This window comes from Burkholderia sp. PR2, from assembly GCF_052372875.1.
GTDB classification, from domain to species: Bacteria; Pseudomonadota; Gammaproteobacteria; order Burkholderiales; family Burkholderiaceae; genus Burkholderia; species Burkholderia diffusa.
In genome coordinates, this window is record NZ_JBQRWH010000001.1 from 1,270,758 (window position 1) to 1,288,522 (window position 17,765).

Here is a 17,765-nt window from a genome sequence, read left to right on the forward strand (position 1 = left end):
GACCCTTGCTGTTATCGCGACAACACTGGATCGATGTCCGCGGCGCGATTCTCGCGTGCCCGAGCCTTGGCGAACCAGTGGAATACGGCGATCAGCAGTACGACCGGCACGAAATTCCGTCCGCTGAACAGGTTCGGGGTCCGCATGATTTCCATGACCGACACGAACAGCACCGCGTGTGCGCAGCACCAGAACCCGTTCCCGCTCCGCCAGCCCGCATAACTGCGGCCGACCACCCACCCGAGCACGAGTGCGTCGAGCAAACCGAACCAGCCCCACTCGTAGAAGTGAACGAAAATCCCCGACGGATTATTGAACTCCGGATCGGCGTAGCCGTTCAGGAACAGGTTGATGCTGTCTCCCGAGTCGAGCCAGGGCTGCAACGTCGCGCCGATGACGGGGAAGCGCAGCAACCAGTCGAACGTGAACATCGGGTGGCCCTGGTCCCAGCCCAGCACACTCAGTATTCCCGCGCCGTTGTTCAACGACGTCGAGTAATACAGACCGAGCCGTTCGAGCGCGAAATCGAACAGGTTGTCGTAGATGTTGACGTAATAGGCTTCCCACGACCGGTTGTACTCGTTCGCGATGAACAGCCCAAACAGCAGCGGGATCGCCGCATACGGGCCGAACGTCAACAACCGCGAATACCGGCCGCCGAGCCGGAATCGCACGACCATGAGCGCAAGCGGCATCACCATTTCGATCAGCGCGAGCCGCTCGGCGAAGATGAAGCTGCGCAGCAGCGTCAGCACTGCAAGCACGGCAAAGTAGATCTTGTAGCGATTCAGTCCCTTTACCGGTTTCCTGAACACATAGAAATACAGGACAACGTACGGTGCGGTCGCCTGCGTGAACGTGCTGAGGCCCGTGATTCGCCCTTTCAGATCAAGCATGTCGTATGCATTCGCTTCACCCCGGACGAACGCGACCAGCAGTGCAGGATGCGTGACGATGCCGCTCAGCAACAAGGCATAGCCGAACAACGCAAGAGCGAACACGAAATCGAGCACGCGAGGCGACAGTTCGACGGCGGCAGGCGGCGGCCCTCGTCGCGTGCGCGCTTCGGTCGTCGCGAGCCATGCCGCTGCCATCACCACCATCAGGAACAGCGCGCCGACGAACGTGTAGTAGCCGTCGAAGTAGATCCGCGCGATCGACTTCTGATCTCCCAGCAGGCTGAGCGACAGCAATCCGTACAACGGCAGGATGAACATCAGCACGAGGCGCGCCGGATCTTCCCACCAATAGCCCGTATAGCCGCCCGCGGCATCGCGCACGCGCGCCATCCTGCGCATCGTCGCGGGGCGCTGTCGCGGCCCGCCCCCTGCGCCGCCCGCTCGCCGGTTCATGACACCCGTTCCACCCGTTGCCGCGGCGCGATCACCCCCGCATACCCGGACGCGGCCTGATGCGTGTTCGTATCCGTATAGCCGTAGTCGTACCGTCCCGGCGCGCCCTTGTAATCGTTCAGGACCACGCCGCGCACGTCGATATGCGCGTGTTCGAGCCGTCGCGCGCTTTCGTCGAGCTCGGCGAGCGTAGTCACGCCGCTGCGCGCGACGAGGAACACGGTTCCCGCGAGGCGGCCGAGCACCAGCGCATCGGCCACCGGCAGCAACGGCGGTCCGTCGATCACGACCATGTCGTAGCGCGATGCGAGCTGCTCGATCAGTTCGGCGAGCGCGGGCTGCAGCAGCAGTTCGCCCGGATCGGGCACGACGCTGCCCATCGCGATGAAATCGAGACCCGGCACGACGCCGCGCTTGATCGCCTCGTCGAGACTGTGGGTGCCTGCCACCACGTCGGACAGGCCCGGTGCGCGGCTGTAGCGGAACCGCTCGTGCAGCGATCCCTTGCGCAGGTCGGCATCGATCAGCAGGACGCGTCGCTTCGCCGCGCCGACTAGCGACGCGATATTCGCGGCGACGAACGACTTGCCGACACCCGTCGTCGGCCCGGAGATCAGCACGACGGGATTCGACGCGTCCGGCATCGACAGCTGCAGCGCCGCGCGGAAATTGCGCAGGCTTTCGAGCGCCGCGTCCTGCACGGCAACCGGCGGAACCGGCGCGCGCGCGCCGCGCCGTCCGGCCTTCGGGCGCAACTCCGCTTGCGCCGCGACCGGGCTGTGCGGCACGGTCGCGAACACGGGCAGCCCCGTCGTCCATTCGATTTCCTCGGCATCGCCGATCGTGCCGACGATCCGCTGCCGGACGACCACGATCGCCGCGCCTGCCAGCAGGCCCACCAGCAGCAGGGCGATCACGGCGACCCCGCGATGCGGGCCGATCGGCTGCTCGGCGACCTTCGCCGTATCGACGATCCGCACGGTGCCGGTCTTGCTGGCCCGCGCGAGGATCATCTGCTGGCGCGTATTGAGCAGGTTCGTGTACAGCGCGGTGTCGACGGCCACATCGCGCTGCAGCTGCAGCACGCCCTGTTCGACGGCAGGCAGTTGCTGAATCTGCTTGCGCGTCGTGTCGAGCGAACGCTGCGCGTCGGAGAGCTGGGCATCGACGGCCACCACGGCCGGATGCTTCGGCATGAAGCGCGTCAGCAATTCCTCGCGCCGCTGCTGCAGCGTCTGCACGCGCGTCTCGATGTCGACCGACTGCTGGCGCAACGCCAGCGCCTCGTCGCTCGTATTGACCGTCCCGTGCGAGGCCCGGAATGCGTTGAAGCGGCTTTCCGCCTTTTCGAGCTGCGCCTTGAGCTGCGGCAACTGGGCGTCCATGAAGCGGATCAGCTTGTCGGCCGCCTCGGACTTGCGCTGCGTGTTCTGCGCGAGGTACGCGTCGCCGATCGCGTTCAGCACACGGCTGTCGTGCACGGGATCGGTGCCGTCGAGCGTCACGCCGACCATGTTCGACTGCTTGCCGCGCTCCGAGATCAACGCGTTCTTCTGCAGCCAGGCCGTCGCCTCCTCGTCGCTGTAGCGCGTCAGGTCGAAGCGTGCGCCGGGCTTGCCGGCCACGCCGCGAACGAAGATGTCGAGTGGCCCCTGCGCCGTCTCGACATGCAGCGGCTGCCCGATGCGCCCCTGCCATGCCGGGCCGGTTCGGCCGAACCAGCCGGTCCGTTGCAGCGTGTAAGCGCCGTCGTCACCGACGGTCAGTGCGAATCGCTTGCCGAGCAGGCGCTTGGGCACGTCGAAGGTCGGCACGTCGATGCGCTCGGCGCCGTACACGTAGCCGCCCGGCAACGGCGACGACACCCCGTCGGCCGCGTTCACGAACCGCCAGCCGATCAGCGGCAGATAGTGCGGCCGTGCATCGACGGCCAGGTTGGTGCTGTCGATCGCGCGATCGAGCACCGCGCGGGATTTCAGCACTTCGATCTCGGTCGACGCGTCCGTCTTCAGGTCGAACACCGACGACGGATCGCCGGTCGGCGACGTCGATTTCGAGTCGGTCGGGCTTTGCTCGACCTGGAACAGGATGTCGGTCCGGTAGACGGGGGCCGCACACAGCGCATACACGGCGCCGATGAACGCGCCCGCGAGCGCTGTACAAAGGATCAGGCGCCGGCCGCCGTAGAGCATGCCCCAGTAGCGGCGCACCGGGTAGGACGGCCGCAGGGCGGGCCCGCTGTGCGGGTCGGGCAGGGTCGAAGAAGTCATACGGCATCAGTCCCGTAGGCGCGACGCGCGGTCGCGATGACGAAATGGGTCACGAGTGTCACGGCGAAATCGCCTTGGCCGTCAGCGCTCCCTGCGCGGACGACGGAATCAGCAGGTTGACGACGCGGCTCCAGCGCACCAACGGCGACGCATCGACGAACACGACGTCGCGACGCTCGAGCGGAAACTGGTCGGCCAGCGCGAACGACGCAGGCGAACTGCCGTCGAGGTGGTACACCCGCGGACGGTTGTCCGGTCCGCGACGCACGACGAACACCTGGCGCGCGTCCGACGTGTACTGGCTCGTGCCGCCCGTGTCGCCGAGTGCTTCGCCGAGGCTCATCCGGCCGTCGGTCAGCGTCAGCGTCGCGGGCCGCGACACCTCGCCGAGCACGAACACCTTCGCGTCGCTCGCCGCGCGCACGCGCACGAGATCGCCGTCGCGCAGCAGGATGTTCGACGGGTTGACGCCCGCGGCGATCAGCGCCGGCAGGCTCACGTTCACGGTCCTGTCGCCGCGCGTGACCGAGACCTGCGAACGGTCGGCCGTCGGGGTGAAGCCGCCCGCGCGGTCGATCGCCTCGGGCAGCGTCATCGGCATGTCGTTGACGATCTGCAGGCCCGGCGTGCGCACCTCGCCATCGAGATAGACACGCTTGCTGCGATAGGTCTGCACGCGCAGCGCGATCTGCGGCTTGCGCACGTATTCGCCGAGCCGCTTCGTCAGCAGCGCGCGCGCCTGCGCCTCGGTCAACCCTGCCACGTGCACGAGTCCCGCATACGCGAACTGCACGTTGCCGTTGGCGTCGACCGTGTAGCCGGTCGCAACCGAACTGGCACCGACACCGTCGCCGCCGCCCGTCGTCTGCGTCGTCGGCAGGTTCAATTCGGGGTGGTCCCACACGACGATGCCGAGCACGTCGCCGGGGCCGATCGCGTACGGCTTCGGCTTGGCGAACAGCTGATGGATCTCCGCGTCGACATTGGCATGCTGCCCAGCATGCTGTTGCGCGACGAATGCCGGCGTGATTTCGATCAGCTCCTCGCTCGACACGTTCTGCACGCCGTCGAGGCCGCCCGAGCCCGACGCATCGGCGCTCACGCGCGCATTCGCGTCACGGTCGGCAGGCGCCCGATACGTCATGCCCGGCGACAGCACACATGCGCTCAACGCGCACGCGGCCGCCACGATCGCCATGCGCGACAGCCACGGTGCGCGACGGGTGCCGGCCACGCGTGGCCGCGGCGTCCCTGGCGTCGATTCGGGTTGCGTAGTGATTGACATCGTGCCCTTCCAAAACTGTGTGGTAACCCGCCGAACGCGGCGAGTTCCGGCATTACGCTTGCCGGCGCGGCTCGCATCGCGGTGCCGCGCCTCCCTCTACACCGCACGTCATTCCGTACGATTCGTCATGAACTGCTCTTCGCCGCTTTCGTCACTCGTCTGCATCGTCTCGGCCGGCATTGCCTGCGCCGTCAATGCGCAGACGTTGCCCGCCGTCCCGGCCGACGCGCCGGTGTTCGCATCGTCGGCGGGGCTTCCGCCGGCACCGCTGCAACGTTCCGCGCAAGCCGCCGCGACAAGCGACGCCGCCGATCCCGCTGCAACCGCCCCCGGGGCCGCGACGCCCGCCTTCGGGCGTCCCGCCGCCAGCGCCGCCGTCCAGCCCGACACGCGCGCCCGTGGCATGCTGCGTCGGCCGCTCGTGCCGAGGCGGCCGCATCGCCCGCAAGTGGTCAGCGCACCCGCCGCCGACGTATGGCGCAGCGACAGGTTGTACGAGTCGCCCTACGCGAAGTCGCCCTATGAGCAACCGGGCGATCCGGACTGACGCATCCCGGCCGGTCATGCCACGGCGTGACCGGCGATGTCCGATACGGGATTGGACACCACGGCGAATGGCGCGTCTGTGAGGGACCCCACCGAACGCCGATCTTCATAGGTAACGGGGATCGCACCCCGAAGCGCCCGATGCGTGCGACGCAGCACGCATCACGACCGCCCGACCGACACGCTCGCGTACGATCGCGCGGCCGCGTCGGGTGCGGCCGGATCGGCGACGCGCGCGACCGGCCGGGCCGAGTCGCGGCCCAGCGCCTGCATGCACAGGTCGATCACGATGTCCGTGCCCACCGCGCCGTACACCGCATGGTCGACCTGCGGCTCGAGGTGCAGACGCACGTGACGCGAGCGCCGGAACGCGCACTCGATTGCGCCGAAGTGCCGCCGGACATCGTCGATGCCGGGATCGAGCGCGCCGTACACCAGCGTCGTCCATACATTGCGCTGCGCAAGCGCGTGCATCACGCCGCGCGGCGTGCCGATGCCCGGCTTCCAGCCGACGCGCGCGGCGAGTTCCTTCGCCGGCACGCTGACCCGCGCGATCGCATTCGCGGCCACTGCCCGCACGATCGGCCGAAGGTCGCGCCGTTCCCGCAGAAGACGCTTCCACTTCTGCCAGTCGCGCACCGACAGCCAGTAGCCGCGCACCGAGTTGTTCCGCTGCTTCTGCACCGACTCGAGCGAGAGCCCGGCCGGCCAGACGAAGCGGGCAAGATTGATCGCGATCACGCCGCCGAGCGACGGGGTCTTCACGGCCGCATGCAACGCGGCATAGGCGCCGGAACAAATGCCGGCCGCGGCGACCTCCGGGTGACCGAGGGCGCGCAGCCAGTCCGCGGCAGCGGCAACGTCGTCGCTCGACTGCGCCGAATACACGACGCCCGACTGATCGTCCAGCGCAGCGGGCCCGCTATCGCCGACGCCATGCACATCGATCCGCAGCGTCGTCACGCCGGCGCGTGCCAGCGTGCGCGCGAGGCGCACGCTGAAGCGCCCTTCGCCGCTGCGCGGATTCGTCGACGTGTTCGCGATCACGACAGCCGGCCCCACCGGATTCGCCGGCCGCGTGTCGGCGGGACGGCACAGGACGCCAACCAGCCGGTCCGGACCGACCGCGACGACCTGCTCGGTCATGTCGTGCAAGTCGAGCGCGACGGCCGATTCGCCATTCCACGTCGGATCCGCTCGCGACGGAGTCTCGACGCCAGTCGGCCTACCCGGCGCGCGTTCGGCGATCCAGTTCGCGAGCGTGTCGATCGCAGCGAGCGGCAAGCGCGAGCGCGTGCCGTCCTGCATCGTCGTCGGCCATTCGCGGAACGGATCGCTCGCCACGTCCACGCCGCGCTCGAGCAACGCTTCACGCAATGCCGGCCCGTCGCCCTGCTCGGGCTGGATCAGCAACATCGCGCCGGGCAACGTCGGCGCGTCGCGCACGACGTCGCACAGATCGACCGCCTTCAGCGCCTCGACGAAATCGGCGGGAAAGCGATGCCCGAGCACGTTCATGCACGGTTCGTCGCGATGCGCGACGCGAATTGCAGGCGACGTGGTATCGAGCCACTGGCGATGCACGAACGACAGCTCGCGGAGATAGGTGCGGCCGCGCACCACCGGCGCCAGCGCCACCACTGCGTCGACGCGCGGCGCCGGGCGCGGGCCGACACCCGCGGCGGCCAGCATCGCGAACAGCGCGCCTGCGCGGATCCCGACCAGCGTCAGCGCGGTGACGCCAGCCTGATCGCGCAGCAGGTCGATCGCATCGTGAATGCTGGCGATGCTCGCGGCATGCCGACCGGCGTCGCGATCGTCGCCCGCCGAGTCGCCGGTGCACGGATAGCTGAATCGCAATACCGTGAGGCCCTCGTGGGCCAGCCGCTCAGCGATCGCCCGCATGAGCTTGTGCGTCCACGAAGCCTCGTGACCCAGCGATTCGCACAGGATCACGCCTTGTTTCGTCTGTCCTTCGTGCAGCCACCCCACGCAGCTGCCGAACGTTATCGGCTTCAATTGGTACTCCTCGGATCGGTATTTTTTATCGGACGCGGACGCGCATTCCGGCGGCTCCACCGGAATCGGCCACTCCACGATCATGTGACTGCGCTACCAGGCACGGCCTTCTGGCAACGGACCTTCGCCGCGCCCCTGCGCGACTTGTTCGACCTTCGCGATGCGTTGTCCTGGTCCCGCTGCCGGGGACGGCAGGTTGCCGGCCCGAGTCGTCGTCAAGCCTTTCCGTCACGAACCAAAACAGTCGTTCGATTAGAGCACTCGGCCCGAGCGTTCTTCGGTGCGCCAGCTTACAAATGCATTCATCACTGCAGCGATACAACGCGGCCCGCGCTGTCGCGATTCGCGCCGCCCATGCGTACCGAATCCTCGAAAGGTAGGCTCGCGAACACAGTCGTCCCGCTCGGCCCGTATCATGACCGCCATACGATGTGGCCGTGTCCGGCATCGCCGGACGAAGCCGGCGCCTGCCGGAACGGGCCGCGAACCCACGCAGCCGGGTCAGCGCCGACCGGCCGCGCGAGCGCACGGCGGCCCGCACGCCGCCGCCCAGCGACACCCACGGCGCCGACCAAGCGAATGTCAAACCTCAAGAAGAATTTCCTGCTGCTGCTGACGCTGCAGATTTCGATGTATGCGGTGCCGCTGCTGATCGCACCGTTGCTCACGCATGCGCTCGGCCCGGAAGGCTACGGGCAGCTCGCGTTTTCGCTGGCGGTCATCGCGTACCTCACCAACTGCACGAGCTACAGCTTCGACCTGACCGCCACGCCGCGCATCGCGCTCGCCCGCGACGACCGCGCCGAACGCTCCCGCATCTTCTGGGCGACGCTGTATGCGCAGATCGGCATCGCGGTGATCTGTTTCATCGCGCTGGTCGGGCTGATCGTCCTCGTCGGCCGCTTCGGCGAGGACCGCGACCTGCTGCTGATCGGCTTCGGGATGGTGGCCGGCGTGGCGTTCACGCCGGGCTGGTATTTCCAGGGCATGGAGAAGTTGCGCGCGCTGAGCGTGATCCTGTTCATCGGCCGCATCCTGAGCCTGCCCGCGATGTTCGCGCTCGTGCACAGCCCGGCCGACATCGACCGCGCGATGATCGTCAACGCCGCCGTCCCGACGCTGTCCGCGCTCGTGCTGGCCGTCTATCTGTATGCCCAGCGCGAAATCGACTTCGTTCGCGTCGGTTTCGCCGACATCGCCGAATCGCTGAAAGGCGGCTGGCAGGTGTTCCTCGCATCGACGTCGATCGCGTTCTATGCGTCGACCAACACCGTGCTGCTCGGCTTCGTGTCGGGCAACGTCGCGGCCGGCTATTTCGCCGCCGGCGACAAGCTGATCCGCGCTGCGCTCAGCATGCTCCAGCCGCTGAAGGCTGCCACCTATCCGCGCATCAGCTATCTGATGCGGCATGCGCGAAACGACGCGTTTTCCTTCCTCCGCAAGCTGTTCGTCGTGCAGGTCGCGATGGTGCTCGGTATCTCGCTCGCGATCTTCTTCGGCGCGCCGCTCGCCGTGCGCATCCTGTACGGGCCTTCGTACGAACCGACGGTCCTGGTTCTGCGGTGGATGGCCTTCATTCCATTCATGGCCGGGATGACCGACCTATTCGGTGTGCAGACGATGCTGCCGCTCGGGATGAAGTCCGAATTCACGCGAGTGCTCATGTCATCGGGCATTCTGAACATCGTACTCGTGCCGGTGCTCGCGAAGTACTTCGCCGAAGTGGGCGCCGCCGCCGCCGTGCTGACGGCCGAGGCTGCCGTCGCCGCGGCGCTTGCAACCGTCGTCTATCGCGCCGGCATACCGATGCCCGGCAGTCCCGTCGCGCGGCGCGGCTAGCGCACCGTTCGTGCCGCCCCGATTCTCCCCGAGGCGGCCGGAATCCGACGGCATTCCGTTCGATGCGCGCGCAACGAACCGCATCGCGCGGGCACGCACCTCCGCACCTCCCTCCCCGCCAGACGCTCGCGCGCAGGTACTTCTTACTCCGCCGCACACGCCGGATCGGGAACGATGACCGTCTTTTTCCCACGCCACGCACGCGCATCGAAAAAAGATCGTACGTATCGGTAGAAACACCGATGCTGTAGTCAAACTACATTCGTACGATTGGTCGCTGCAGAGAATCGCTACATCCGATTCGGCAGCATCGGACGGTCCGCGTCGCCGTCCGCGTTGTTCGATCGGGCCCAACCGGCCGTAACGATTCCCCGCCTGGCCTGGCATGCCGACGCGCAACCACCCTGCATCGCCAGCCGAATGCGTCCGGTGCGAATCCACCGGGCGTGCGCAGCTCCAGACATCATCCGAACAACGAGCAATACGATCATGGAGAGCAACATGCGGGACACACTCTGGCCGGCCGCCGTGCTGGCGGCGACCCTCTGCACCAGCGCCTACGCGGGCAACGCCGATTTCAGTTCACAGAGCGACGCGGCCGACGCGTTCGCGTCTTCCGCCGTGCAGCGGCGCGCCGACCTCCTCGTGCGCAAGATGACGCTCGACGAGAAACTGCAGTTCATCCATTCGCAATACGAAATGTCGAAGGTGCCGAGCGGCGGCGCCGGCTACATCCAGGGTGTGCCCCGACTCGGCATTCCCGATCTCAACATGGTCGACTCGGCGACCGGCTCCGGCAGCACGTCGCTCGCGAGCACGACCTTCCCCGCGACGATCGCCGTCGCCGCGAGCTGGGATCGCCGCCTGTCGTACGACTACGGCAAGCAGGTCGCGATTCAGCTGCGCGCGCAAGGGTTTGGCATGGGTCTCGGCGGCGGCACCAACCTCGCGCGCGAGCCGCGCGGCGGCCGGCTGTTCGAGTATCTCGGCGAGGATCCGCTGCTCGCCGGCGACCTGCTCGCGGAGCGCACGCTCGCGACGCAGCGGCAGAAGGTCATCGCGACCATCAAGCACTATGCCGGCAACGAACAGGAGCACGGCCGGATGGGCGGGAACACGCAGATCGACGAGCGCACGCTGCGCGAACTCTACCTGCTGCCGTTCGAGATCGCCGCGAAACGCGGGCAGCCCGGCAGCGTGATGTGTAGCTACAACCGTCTGAACGGCACGTACGCGTGCGAGAACAATCACCTGCTGAACGACGTGCTGAAGAACGAATGGGGCTTCCAGGGCCAGGTGCAATCCGACTGGGGCGCGACGCACAGCACGGCGGCCGCGATCAACGCCGGGCTCGACGAGGAAGAAGACGTCGGCCCGTCGGTCTACCTGACGCCAGCCGCCGTCAAGCAGGCAATCTCGAACGGCTCCGTGTCGACCGCCCGCCTCGACGACATGGTGCGCCGCAAGCTGGCCGTGATGATTCGCGTCGGCGTGATGGACGATCCGGCCAAGGGCGGCGGCGCGATCGATTTCGCGGCCGCGAACCGGTTCGCTCAGGGGGTCGCCGAGCAGTCGATCGTACTGCTGAAGAATGACGGCAACCAGTTGCCGCTGGCGGCCGCGGCGTTGTCGCGCATCGCCGTGATCGGCGGCCATGCCGACGCGGCCGTGCTGTCGGGCGGCGGCTCGGGCAACACGCGCGATCCGGTGACGGGTTCGTTCGCGGGCTGCGGCGGGCTGACGTTCGGGTCGTCGACGGGTTGCAGCTGGTGGCGCAATCCGTGGCTCAAGGTCGACGTGCCGATCGTCGCGGCGATCCGCGCGCTCGCGCCGGCGGCACAGGTCACGTTCGCGGGCAACAGCGACCAGCAGTCGCCGTTCCGCGCGTACACGCAGCAGGAAATCGACCAGGCCGCGGCGCTCGCGGGCCGCTCGGATGTCGCGATCGTCGTGGTCGCGCAGCCGGCCGGCGAGGACTTCGGCGATCTGCAAAGCCTGAGCCTCGCGAACCCGTCGAACCAGGATGCGCTCGTCGAAGCCGTCGCGCGTGCGAACCCGCACACGATCGTCGTCGTCCAGAGCGGCAATCCGGTGCTGATGCCGTGGAAGGACAACGTGTCGGCGATCGTCGAGGCGTGGTATCCCGGCGAGGGCGGCGGCAAGGCCATCGCAAACGTGCTGTTCGGCGCGGTCAATCCGTCCGGCAAGCTGCCCGTCACGTTCCCGGCGCGCGACCAGGATTCGCCGACGTGGGGGCAAAACGGCGCGTTCGAGAACGATCCCGTCTACGCGGAGAAGCTGAACATGGGCTACCGCTGGTACGACGCGCGCAACATCAAGCCGATGTTCGAATTCGGCTACGGGCTGTCGTACACGCACTTCGCGTATTCGGGCCTGTCGGTGTCGCGGCAACGGGACGGTTCCTTGAGCGTCGCGTTTACCGTGCGCAATGACGGCCGCGTCGCCGGCGCGGAAACGCCGCAGGTCTATCTCGGCGTGCCGTACAAGGACGAACCGCCGAAGCGGCTGGTCGGCTGGGAAAAGATCCGGCTGAATCCGGGTGAGGCGCGGCATGTACGCGTGACCGTGTCGCCGCGGATGCAGAGCGTGTGGGACACGTCGCGCAACGGATGGAAGGTCGTGCCGGGCGGGACGGTGTATGTGGGCGCGTCGTCGCGCGATATCCGGCTGCAGGGGAGCTGAGCCGCGGAAGTGATCGGAAGCGCCGCGCTCGTGAGGTGCGGCGCTTCCGCTTTCCGTACGCCGGACACGCGTGCGCCCGACTGCTGCTTCGGCTATCGAAGCACCAGCGCCAGCAGCGTCGCGAGCGCGACGATCGACGCCACCACGTCCGCCAGATGCGCGGCAACCGCATCGGCACTCGCTCCGTTCGGGCGTCTCCAGCAACGGCCGCGCGAGATGCAGCACCCGATACACGGCGCCTGCGCGGCCGTCCTCCGGCTCATGCTCCGACACGAGCGCCCGCGTCACCTTCCGGTGCGCCGGCTCGATGCTGACGGCGGCCGCCAAGACGCCCGGCTGAGCCGCCGCTTCGCGATTGCACGCAATCTCCCGTGCAAATGTCGCTTCGAGATCGGCATCCGCAGCGATGTCGACGGTCTCGAGTCGAACGAAGCCCGCCGTCGATGCACGCCCCTTGCGCGCGTCGAGCGCAACCTGGACCTCGATCGACGGCCGTCCGAAGCTGTCCGTCACAACCCGGAAACCATTGTCCGTGCCGAATCCCGCTCCCTTTTCGGTGCGCGTCGCGAGAGGTTTCACCGCCGTCGCGCCCGCTCGCGGTATCCTTCGTCTGACGCCGCCGCGTGGCCGTCCCGTTCATCGGCCAGCCACGCGCATGCCGAACCATGCACCGCGTTCACCTCGGCCGCGACAGAAAGCGCCCGCAATGCGGGCAAGCCATTGCATGCCCCGTGCATGCCGACGACGATCAACGTGACTTACACCTTATCCGCTTCCCGCACAACCGAACTCGAAATCCGCAAGAGCCGCTTCATCGCATTCGCGATCCCCGTCGAGGACCGCGAAGCCGCAATGCAGGCGTTGCAGCGCCTGCGCGACGAGCACCCGACGGCCACCCACGTGTGCTGGGCGCTGCTTGCCGGCGGCCAGTCCGGGATGTCCGACGACGGCGAGCCGTCGGGCACCGCCGGCAGGCCGATCCTCGAAGTGCTGCGTCATCACGATCTCGACGGCGTGCTCGGCGCGGTCGTCCGCTACTACGGCGGCGTGAAGCTCGGTGCGGGCGGCCTGGTGCGCGCCTATACGGATGCGATCGCCTCGGCGCTGCTCGATGCCGAGCGCGTCGAACGCATTCGCCACGCGCGGTTCGCGATCGAAATCGGCTACCCGGACGAGGCACGCGTGCGCCGCTGGATCGAGCAGGCGGGTTACGAGCTGGTGGACAGCGCGTACGGGATGACGGTGAGGCTCGTGATTAAGCTGCCGGAAACGGCCGAGGCGGCTGCCAAGACCGAACTGTTCGATTTGACACAGGGGCGCTCAGGCTTCCCCGACCTGTGAAATTCCGGCAACCGAGCCGCATTCCCGATCCGGTATGACACGCGCCGCATTGCACGGCGCGCCTCAGTGGTCGACCCAGTCGGCCCGAACCGCTCAATAGACGTCAGGGACGATCATGCTGTCCGGCGTCGGACGGCGAATGTAGTCCTCATGGTGCTCGCGCTGCGGCAGATCGATCGTCGGCCGCGGCACCTCGTGATACGGCACCTGGGTCAGCAGGTGGTGGATGCAGTTCAACCGCGCGCGCTTCTTGTCGACCGCCTGCACGACCCACCACGGCGCCTCGGGAATATGCGTGCGCAGCATCATCTCTTCCTTCGCGGCCGTATACGCTTCCCAGCGACGGCGGCTCTCGAGGTCCATCGGGCTTAGCTTCCACTGCTTCAGCGGATCCTCGATCCGGCTCTGGAAGCGCAGCTCCTGCTCGTGGTCGGTGATCGAGAACCAGTACTTGACGATCTGGATCCCGCTGCGCACGAGCATTTTCTCGAACTCGGGCACCGAGCGGAAAAACTCCTCGTATTCATCGTCGGTGCAGAAATTCATCACGCGCTCGACACCCGCGCGGTTGTACCAGCTGCGGTCGAACAGCACGATTTCGCCGCCGGCCGGCAGATGCGCGACATAGCGCTGGAAATACCATTGCGTGCGTTCGCGGTTGCTCGGTGCCGGGAGTGCCGCCACGCGGCACACGCGCGGGTTCAGGCGCTGCGTGATGCGCTTGATCGCGCCGCCCTTGCCTGCCGCGTCGCGCCCCTCGAAAATCACGACGAGCCGGTGCCCCGTGCTCACGACCCAGTCCTGCAGCTTCACGAGTTCGCCCTGCAGCCGGAACAGCTCGCGGAAATACTGCTTGCGCGCTTCCCGGCGCTCCGCCGAGAACAGCAGATCCTCGTCGTTGTCGAAGCGGCGGTCGTCGAGCTCCATTTCGAGTTCTTCGTCGTACGCGTCGACGAGGTCTTCCTCGAAACGGCGCCGGCGCGAATCGAGCGATGCCGTATCGGTGAAGTTGTCGGTCTCGGTGCGGGAATCGTTATCGTCCATGCGGCCTCCTTCCTTCAATTGACGCAGCCAAACTCCACCATTATCCCAGTGTCTCGCGTCAAATTGATGAAAAAGGGGCCGATCCGCCCCTCAGAAGCGGAATCCGGGCAGCACGCTGGTCTGCACCGGGTTCGCGGTAATGTTGAAGGTATTGGACGCCAGCGTCCGATTCGGCGGCCCGAATGTCAAGCGTGGTCTTCGTGTGTAACGGGATAAGCCGAACACGTGACCGAGCCGTATCGCAACCGGCTGCGCGAAGTCGCGGAGCAATTCAGCACCGATCACCGCGAGGCGCTGTCCGCGCTCGAATCGGTCGGCATGCGCATGCGTGCGCGGCAGCAGTCGCTGCAGGCGGCGGGGCTCGCATACGACGCGTCGATGAAAGCGCACCGGGTCGGCTACGGCACGACGTATGAAACGCTGAACCTGCGGCGCGACATCTCGGGCATCCGGCAGAAGCTGTTCGATCGCCATCTCGATGTGCTCAATCTGCAGTTGACGCTGAAAAGCGTGCGCGGCACGCTCGACGAGCCGTCGCTGATCGCGGTGGACAGCTTCCTCGAAAGCAACGCGGCGAACGACCGGGGCTGCGCGTCAGGCGACACGCAGCGGCACGACCGCCGCGGCGGTCGCGCATCCGGCCGCCTTCGTCAGTGAATGATCCGCGTGACCCCGCGTCCGCGCGGATCGGCCATCGCCTCCGGCGTCTTGCCGTCGATCTTGATCACCTGGATGTCGCCGCTGAAGTCCTGCCCCTTCAGCGTGTAGCCGCGAGCCTCGATCTGCTTCGCGAGTTCGCCTTCGATCGGGTGGTACGGCTCCCAGAAGATCGTGTTCGGCGGCAGCAGCTGATGGTGAAAACGCATCGCGCCGACGGCCTCCTTCAACGGCATCTTGAAGTCGTAGATGTTGTTGATCACCTGGAAGATCGACGTGAAGATCCGCGAGCCGCCCGGCGTGCCGATCACGAGCGACACCTTGCCATTCTTCGTCATGATCGTCGGCGACATCGACGACAGCGGGCGCTTCTTCGGCTCGATTGCATTCGCATCACTGCCGACCACGCCGAACATGTTCGCGACGCCCGGCTTCGCGGAGAAGTCGTCCATCTCGTCGTTCAGCACGATGCCGGTGCCGTCGGCGATCACGCCCGAGCCGAAATAGCCGTTGATCGTGTACGTGTTCGACACCGCGTTGCCCCATTTGTCGACGACCGAGAAGTGCGTCGTCTCGGCCTTCTCCGGCATCGTCGTGCCGAGGCCCGGCTGCACGCTCTTCGTATCCGACGGCTCCTTCGGGTTGACTTCGCCCGCCCGCTTCGCGATGTACGTGTCGTCGGTCAGCTGTGAGATCGGCACCTTGTAGAAATCGGGATCGCCGAGATACTGCGCGCGATCGGCGAACACGCGCTTCTCGATTTCCGCGACGAGGTGGATGTACTGCGGCGAGTTGAGCTTCACGCCCTCGAAGTCCTGCTTGAGGTCCGCCTTCATCTTCAGCAGCTGCACGAGGCCGATGCCGCCCGAGCTCGGCGGCGGCGCGGTAATCACGTCATAGCCGTTCCACTTCGCCTGCACCGGCTGGCGCCACACCGCACGGTATTGCGCGAGATCCTCGGTGGTGATCAGCCCGTTGCCGTCGCCAGTCTTCATCGATGCGGCGATCAGCTCGGCCGTCTTCCCCTTGTAGAAACCTTCCGCGCCGTCGTTCGCGATGCGCGTGAGCACGTCGGCGAGATCCGGCTGCTTGAAGTTCACGCCGGCCTTCAGCCCGGAGAAATATTTGTCGAAGTTGGTCTTGCCGCCGAACTCCTTCGATGCGTCGACACCGCGCTGCGCGAGCTGTTCGTCGACGACGAAGCCGTCGCGCGCATAGTGGATCGCCGGCGCGAGCACCTGCTTCCACTTCAGCTTGCCGAAGCGCTTCTGCGCTTCCCACATGCCCGCAACCGTGCCCGGCACGCCGACCGCGCGCGGGCCATACAGGCTCATGCCCTTGACGACGTTACCGTCCTTGTCGAGATACATGTCCTTCGTCGCGGCGAGCGGGGCACGCTCGCGGTAGTCGATGAAGTATGGCTTGCCGTCCTTGTAGATCGTCATGAAGCCGCCGCCGCCGATGTTGCCGGCTTCCGGATACGTGACGGCGAGCGTGAACGCGATCGCGACGGCTGCGTCGATCGCGTTGCCGCCTTCCTTGAAGATCCGCTCCGCGGCGTCCGCGCTGTACTTGTCGGCCACGGCGACCGCCGCGCTCGTCAGGACCGCCGGCTGCGGGCCCTTCGCATAGGCCGGCGCGTTCGGCAGGAAACCGATGCCGGCCACCGTCGCAAGCACGACAGCGGATGATTTGAAGCGATTCAGCATAGTCATTGCATGTCTCCCATGTGGATCTCCTTCAGGCAGGAAAGGCACCTGTTCCGCTCACGACCGCCGGCATGCCGACGGCCATCTCCGGTTTCGTAGTATAGGGGGACAAAAAGGGTCGAACACATGACGTGCAACGAAAGCGCATGCGTTGTGCGCGCGTGGTCACGTCGAAGTGTCAAAACAGGCCGGTGGATCGGTCGAAATTGCACGCGATACGCAGCATCACGCAGTGCACAAAACCGAAAGTTGCGAACTGCGCGGCACGCCGCGCAGTCTGCGCAAAAAAATCTGCAAACATCGCTCCCACTGCAACGGACGATCTGCGAAGATAGCGCCCCGCTTTCGCGCCGCATCATTTTTTTCTTGCACGCGCTGCTTCACGTTTCTTCGTCTCGCTTCCTATGGCTTCACACAATGCGCATCATGCGTCCGGCTTCGCGGCCGGCGTCGCCGCCGCCGTCCTCGTCGCACAAACCGGCGCCACGGGCCCGTGGCATTTGGGCATGTTCGCCGCATTCGCGGCGGGCGTCGCGGGCGGCACCGCGCCCGACTGGCTCGAAGTCGCCTGGTGGACCCGCAAGCGCCGCTTGTGGATCACGCACCGCACCGTCACGCATTGGGGCATCGGCTGGATCGCGCTGCTCGCACTCGGGTGGCACGGGCTCATCCATCATCCGCATCCGCTGTGGGCCGCGCCGCTGTTCGGCTTCGCGTGCGGCGGCGTGATGCATCTGCTCGCCGACTGGCCGAATCCGCTCGGCGTGCCGTGGATCTGGCGGCGCCATTCACTGAACCTGTGGAACAGCGGGCATTGCGACCTGATCGTCGTGGCCGCCGCATGGGGCGGCACGCTGTGGCTCGCGCAGTCGCTGTGGACGCGTGCACCGCTGCTCGAACACTGGCTTGGCTGGTTGCATCGCGTTTAGTTGCGTGTAGTCGCGTACAGTTGCGTGTGGCCGCGGATCGAGCCGCGCAACCGCCCGACGCACGTCGAACG

Annotated in this window: 11 protein-coding genes and 2 pseudogenes; 6 read left to right on the forward strand and 7 right to left on the reverse strand. The window is 66.8% G+C overall.

Annotation, left to right across the window (positions count from 1 at the left end):
* Window positions 1–11: 11 nt before the first annotated feature.
* Genes ACT2FV_RS05530 through ACT2FV_RS05540 form a run of 3 tightly spaced genes read right to left on the reverse strand, consistent with a single transcriptional unit; the run spans window position 12 to window position 4,907 of the window.
* Window positions 12–1,352 carry an oligosaccharide repeat unit polymerase gene (locus tag ACT2FV_RS05530; protein WP_444503405.1) on the reverse strand — a complete coding sequence of 447 codons (1,341 nt, stop codon included), beginning with the start codon at window positions 1,350–1,352 and terminating at the stop codon, window positions 12–14.
* Entirely contained in the window at window positions 1,349–3,622 is a 2,274-nt protein-coding gene (locus ACT2FV_RS05535; protein ID WP_444503406.1) for a polysaccharide biosynthesis tyrosine autokinase, read from the reverse strand. Before ACT2FV_RS05535 ends, ACT2FV_RS05530 begins: the two co-directional genes overlap by 4 nt.
* Window positions 3,623–3,680: 58 nt before the next feature.
* Window positions 3,681–4,907, reverse strand: coding sequence for a polysaccharide biosynthesis/export family protein (locus ACT2FV_RS05540; protein WP_444503407.1), 1,227 nt, complete (start codon window positions 4,905–4,907; stop codon window positions 3,681–3,683).
* A 127-nt stretch (window positions 4,908–5,034) separates the two neighbouring features.
* On the opposite strand from ACT2FV_RS05540, the gene ACT2FV_RS05545 reads away from it, so the two are divergent.
* A complete protein-coding gene (locus ACT2FV_RS05545; protein ID WP_444503408.1) occupies window positions 5,035–5,454 on the forward strand; it encodes a hypothetical protein in 420 nt (139 codons plus the stop codon).
* A 161-nt stretch (window positions 5,455–5,615) separates the two neighbouring features.
* On the opposite strand, the gene ACT2FV_RS05550 is transcribed toward ACT2FV_RS05545, so the two are convergent.
* The gene (locus ACT2FV_RS05550) at window positions 5,616–7,472 is read right to left on the reverse strand and encodes an alpha/beta hydrolase (protein WP_444503409.1); all 1,857 of its coding nucleotides are present in this window, start codon (window positions 7,470–7,472) and stop codon (window positions 5,616–5,618) included.
* A gap of 579 nt (window positions 7,473–8,051) precedes the next feature.
* On the opposite strand from ACT2FV_RS05550, the gene ACT2FV_RS05555 reads away from it, so the two are divergent.
* Window positions 8,052–9,311 carry an oligosaccharide flippase family protein gene (locus ACT2FV_RS05555; protein ID WP_059599254.1) on the forward strand — a complete coding sequence of 420 codons (1,260 nt, stop codon included), beginning with the start codon at window positions 8,052–8,054 and terminating at the stop codon, window positions 9,309–9,311.
* A 501-nt stretch (window positions 9,312–9,812) separates the two neighbouring features.
* A complete protein-coding gene (locus tag ACT2FV_RS05560; RefSeq protein ID WP_444503410.1) occupies window positions 9,813–12,014 on the forward strand; it encodes a glycoside hydrolase family 3 C-terminal domain-containing protein in 2,202 nt (733 codons plus the stop codon).
* 273 nt (window positions 12,015–12,287) lie between these two features.
* On the opposite strand, the pseudogene ACT2FV_RS05565 reads toward ACT2FV_RS05560, so the two are convergent.
* Window positions 12,288–12,593: pseudogene (locus ACT2FV_RS05565) on the reverse strand (DUF4865 family protein); the annotation flags it as partial.
* Between the two features lie 156 nt (window positions 12,594–12,749).
* Between ACT2FV_RS05565 and ACT2FV_RS05570 the strand changes: the two are divergent.
* Complete coding sequence (locus tag ACT2FV_RS05570; RefSeq protein ID WP_239007376.1) at window positions 12,750–13,355, forward strand: IMPACT family protein; 606 nt, start codon at window positions 12,750–12,752, stop codon at window positions 13,353–13,355.
* Between the two features lie 93 nt (window positions 13,356–13,448).
* On the opposite strand, the gene ppk2 is transcribed toward ACT2FV_RS05570, so the two are convergent.
* Window positions 13,449–14,399, reverse strand: a complete 951-nt coding sequence (ppk2, locus tag ACT2FV_RS05575; protein ID WP_059599253.1) for a polyphosphate kinase 2 — start codon at window positions 14,397–14,399, stop codon at window positions 13,449–13,451.
* Window positions 14,400–14,615: 216 nt separating this feature from the next.
* Here ppk2 and ACT2FV_RS05580 point away from each other — a divergent pair.
* A pseudogene (locus ACT2FV_RS05580) lies at window positions 14,616–14,975 on the forward strand (TolC family protein); the annotation flags it as partial.
* 74 nt (window positions 14,976–15,049) lie between these two features.
* Here the strand turns inward: ACT2FV_RS05580 and ggt are convergent.
* A complete protein-coding gene (ggt, locus tag ACT2FV_RS05585; RefSeq protein ID WP_444503411.1) occupies window positions 15,050–16,771 on the reverse strand; it encodes a gamma-glutamyltransferase in 1,722 nt (573 codons plus the stop codon).
* Between the two features lie 398 nt (window positions 16,772–17,169).
* Here ggt and ACT2FV_RS05590 point away from each other — a divergent pair, with 398 nt between their 5' ends.
* Window positions 17,170–17,694, forward strand: coding sequence for a metal-dependent hydrolase (locus tag ACT2FV_RS05590; protein WP_059599250.1), 525 nt, complete (start codon window positions 17,170–17,172; stop codon window positions 17,692–17,694).
* Window positions 17,695–17,765 lie beyond the last annotated feature (71 nt).

Bases quoted from the DNA above. Each gene is read 5' to 3' on its own strand.
- ACT2FV_RS05530 (WP_444503405.1), bottom strand. From the start codon at position 1,352: ATGAACCGGCGAGCGGGCGGCGCAGGGGGCGGGCCGCGACAGCGCCCC.
- ACT2FV_RS05535 (WP_444503406.1), bottom strand. From the start codon at position 3,622: ATGACTTCTTCGACCCTGCCCGACCCGCACAGCGGGCCCGCCCTGCGG.
- ACT2FV_RS05540 (WP_444503407.1), bottom strand. From the start codon at position 4,907: ATGTCAATCACTACGCAACCCGAATCGACGCCAGGGACGCCGCGGCCA.
- ACT2FV_RS05545 (WP_444503408.1), top strand. From the start codon at position 5,035: ATGAACTGCTCTTCGCCGCTTTCGTCACTCGTCTGCATCGTCTCGGCC.
- ACT2FV_RS05555 (WP_059599254.1), top strand. From the start codon at position 8,052: ATGTCAAACCTCAAGAAGAATTTCCTGCTGCTGCTGACGCTGCAGATT.
- ACT2FV_RS05560 (WP_444503410.1), top strand. From the start codon at position 9,813: ATGCGGGACACACTCTGGCCGGCCGCCGTGCTGGCGGCGACCCTCTGC.
- ACT2FV_RS05570 (WP_239007376.1), top strand. From the start codon at position 12,750: ATGCCGACGACGATCAACGTGACTTACACCTTATCCGCTTCCCGCACA.
- ppk2 (WP_059599253.1), bottom strand. From the start codon at position 14,399: ATGGACGATAACGATTCCCGCACCGAGACCGACAACTTCACCGATACG.
- ggt (WP_444503411.1), bottom strand. From the start codon at position 16,771: ATGACTATGCTGAATCGCTTCAAATCATCCGCTGTCGTGCTTGCGACG.
- ACT2FV_RS05590 (WP_059599250.1), top strand. From the start codon at position 17,170: ATGGCTTCACACAATGCGCATCATGCGTCCGGCTTCGCGGCCGGCGTC.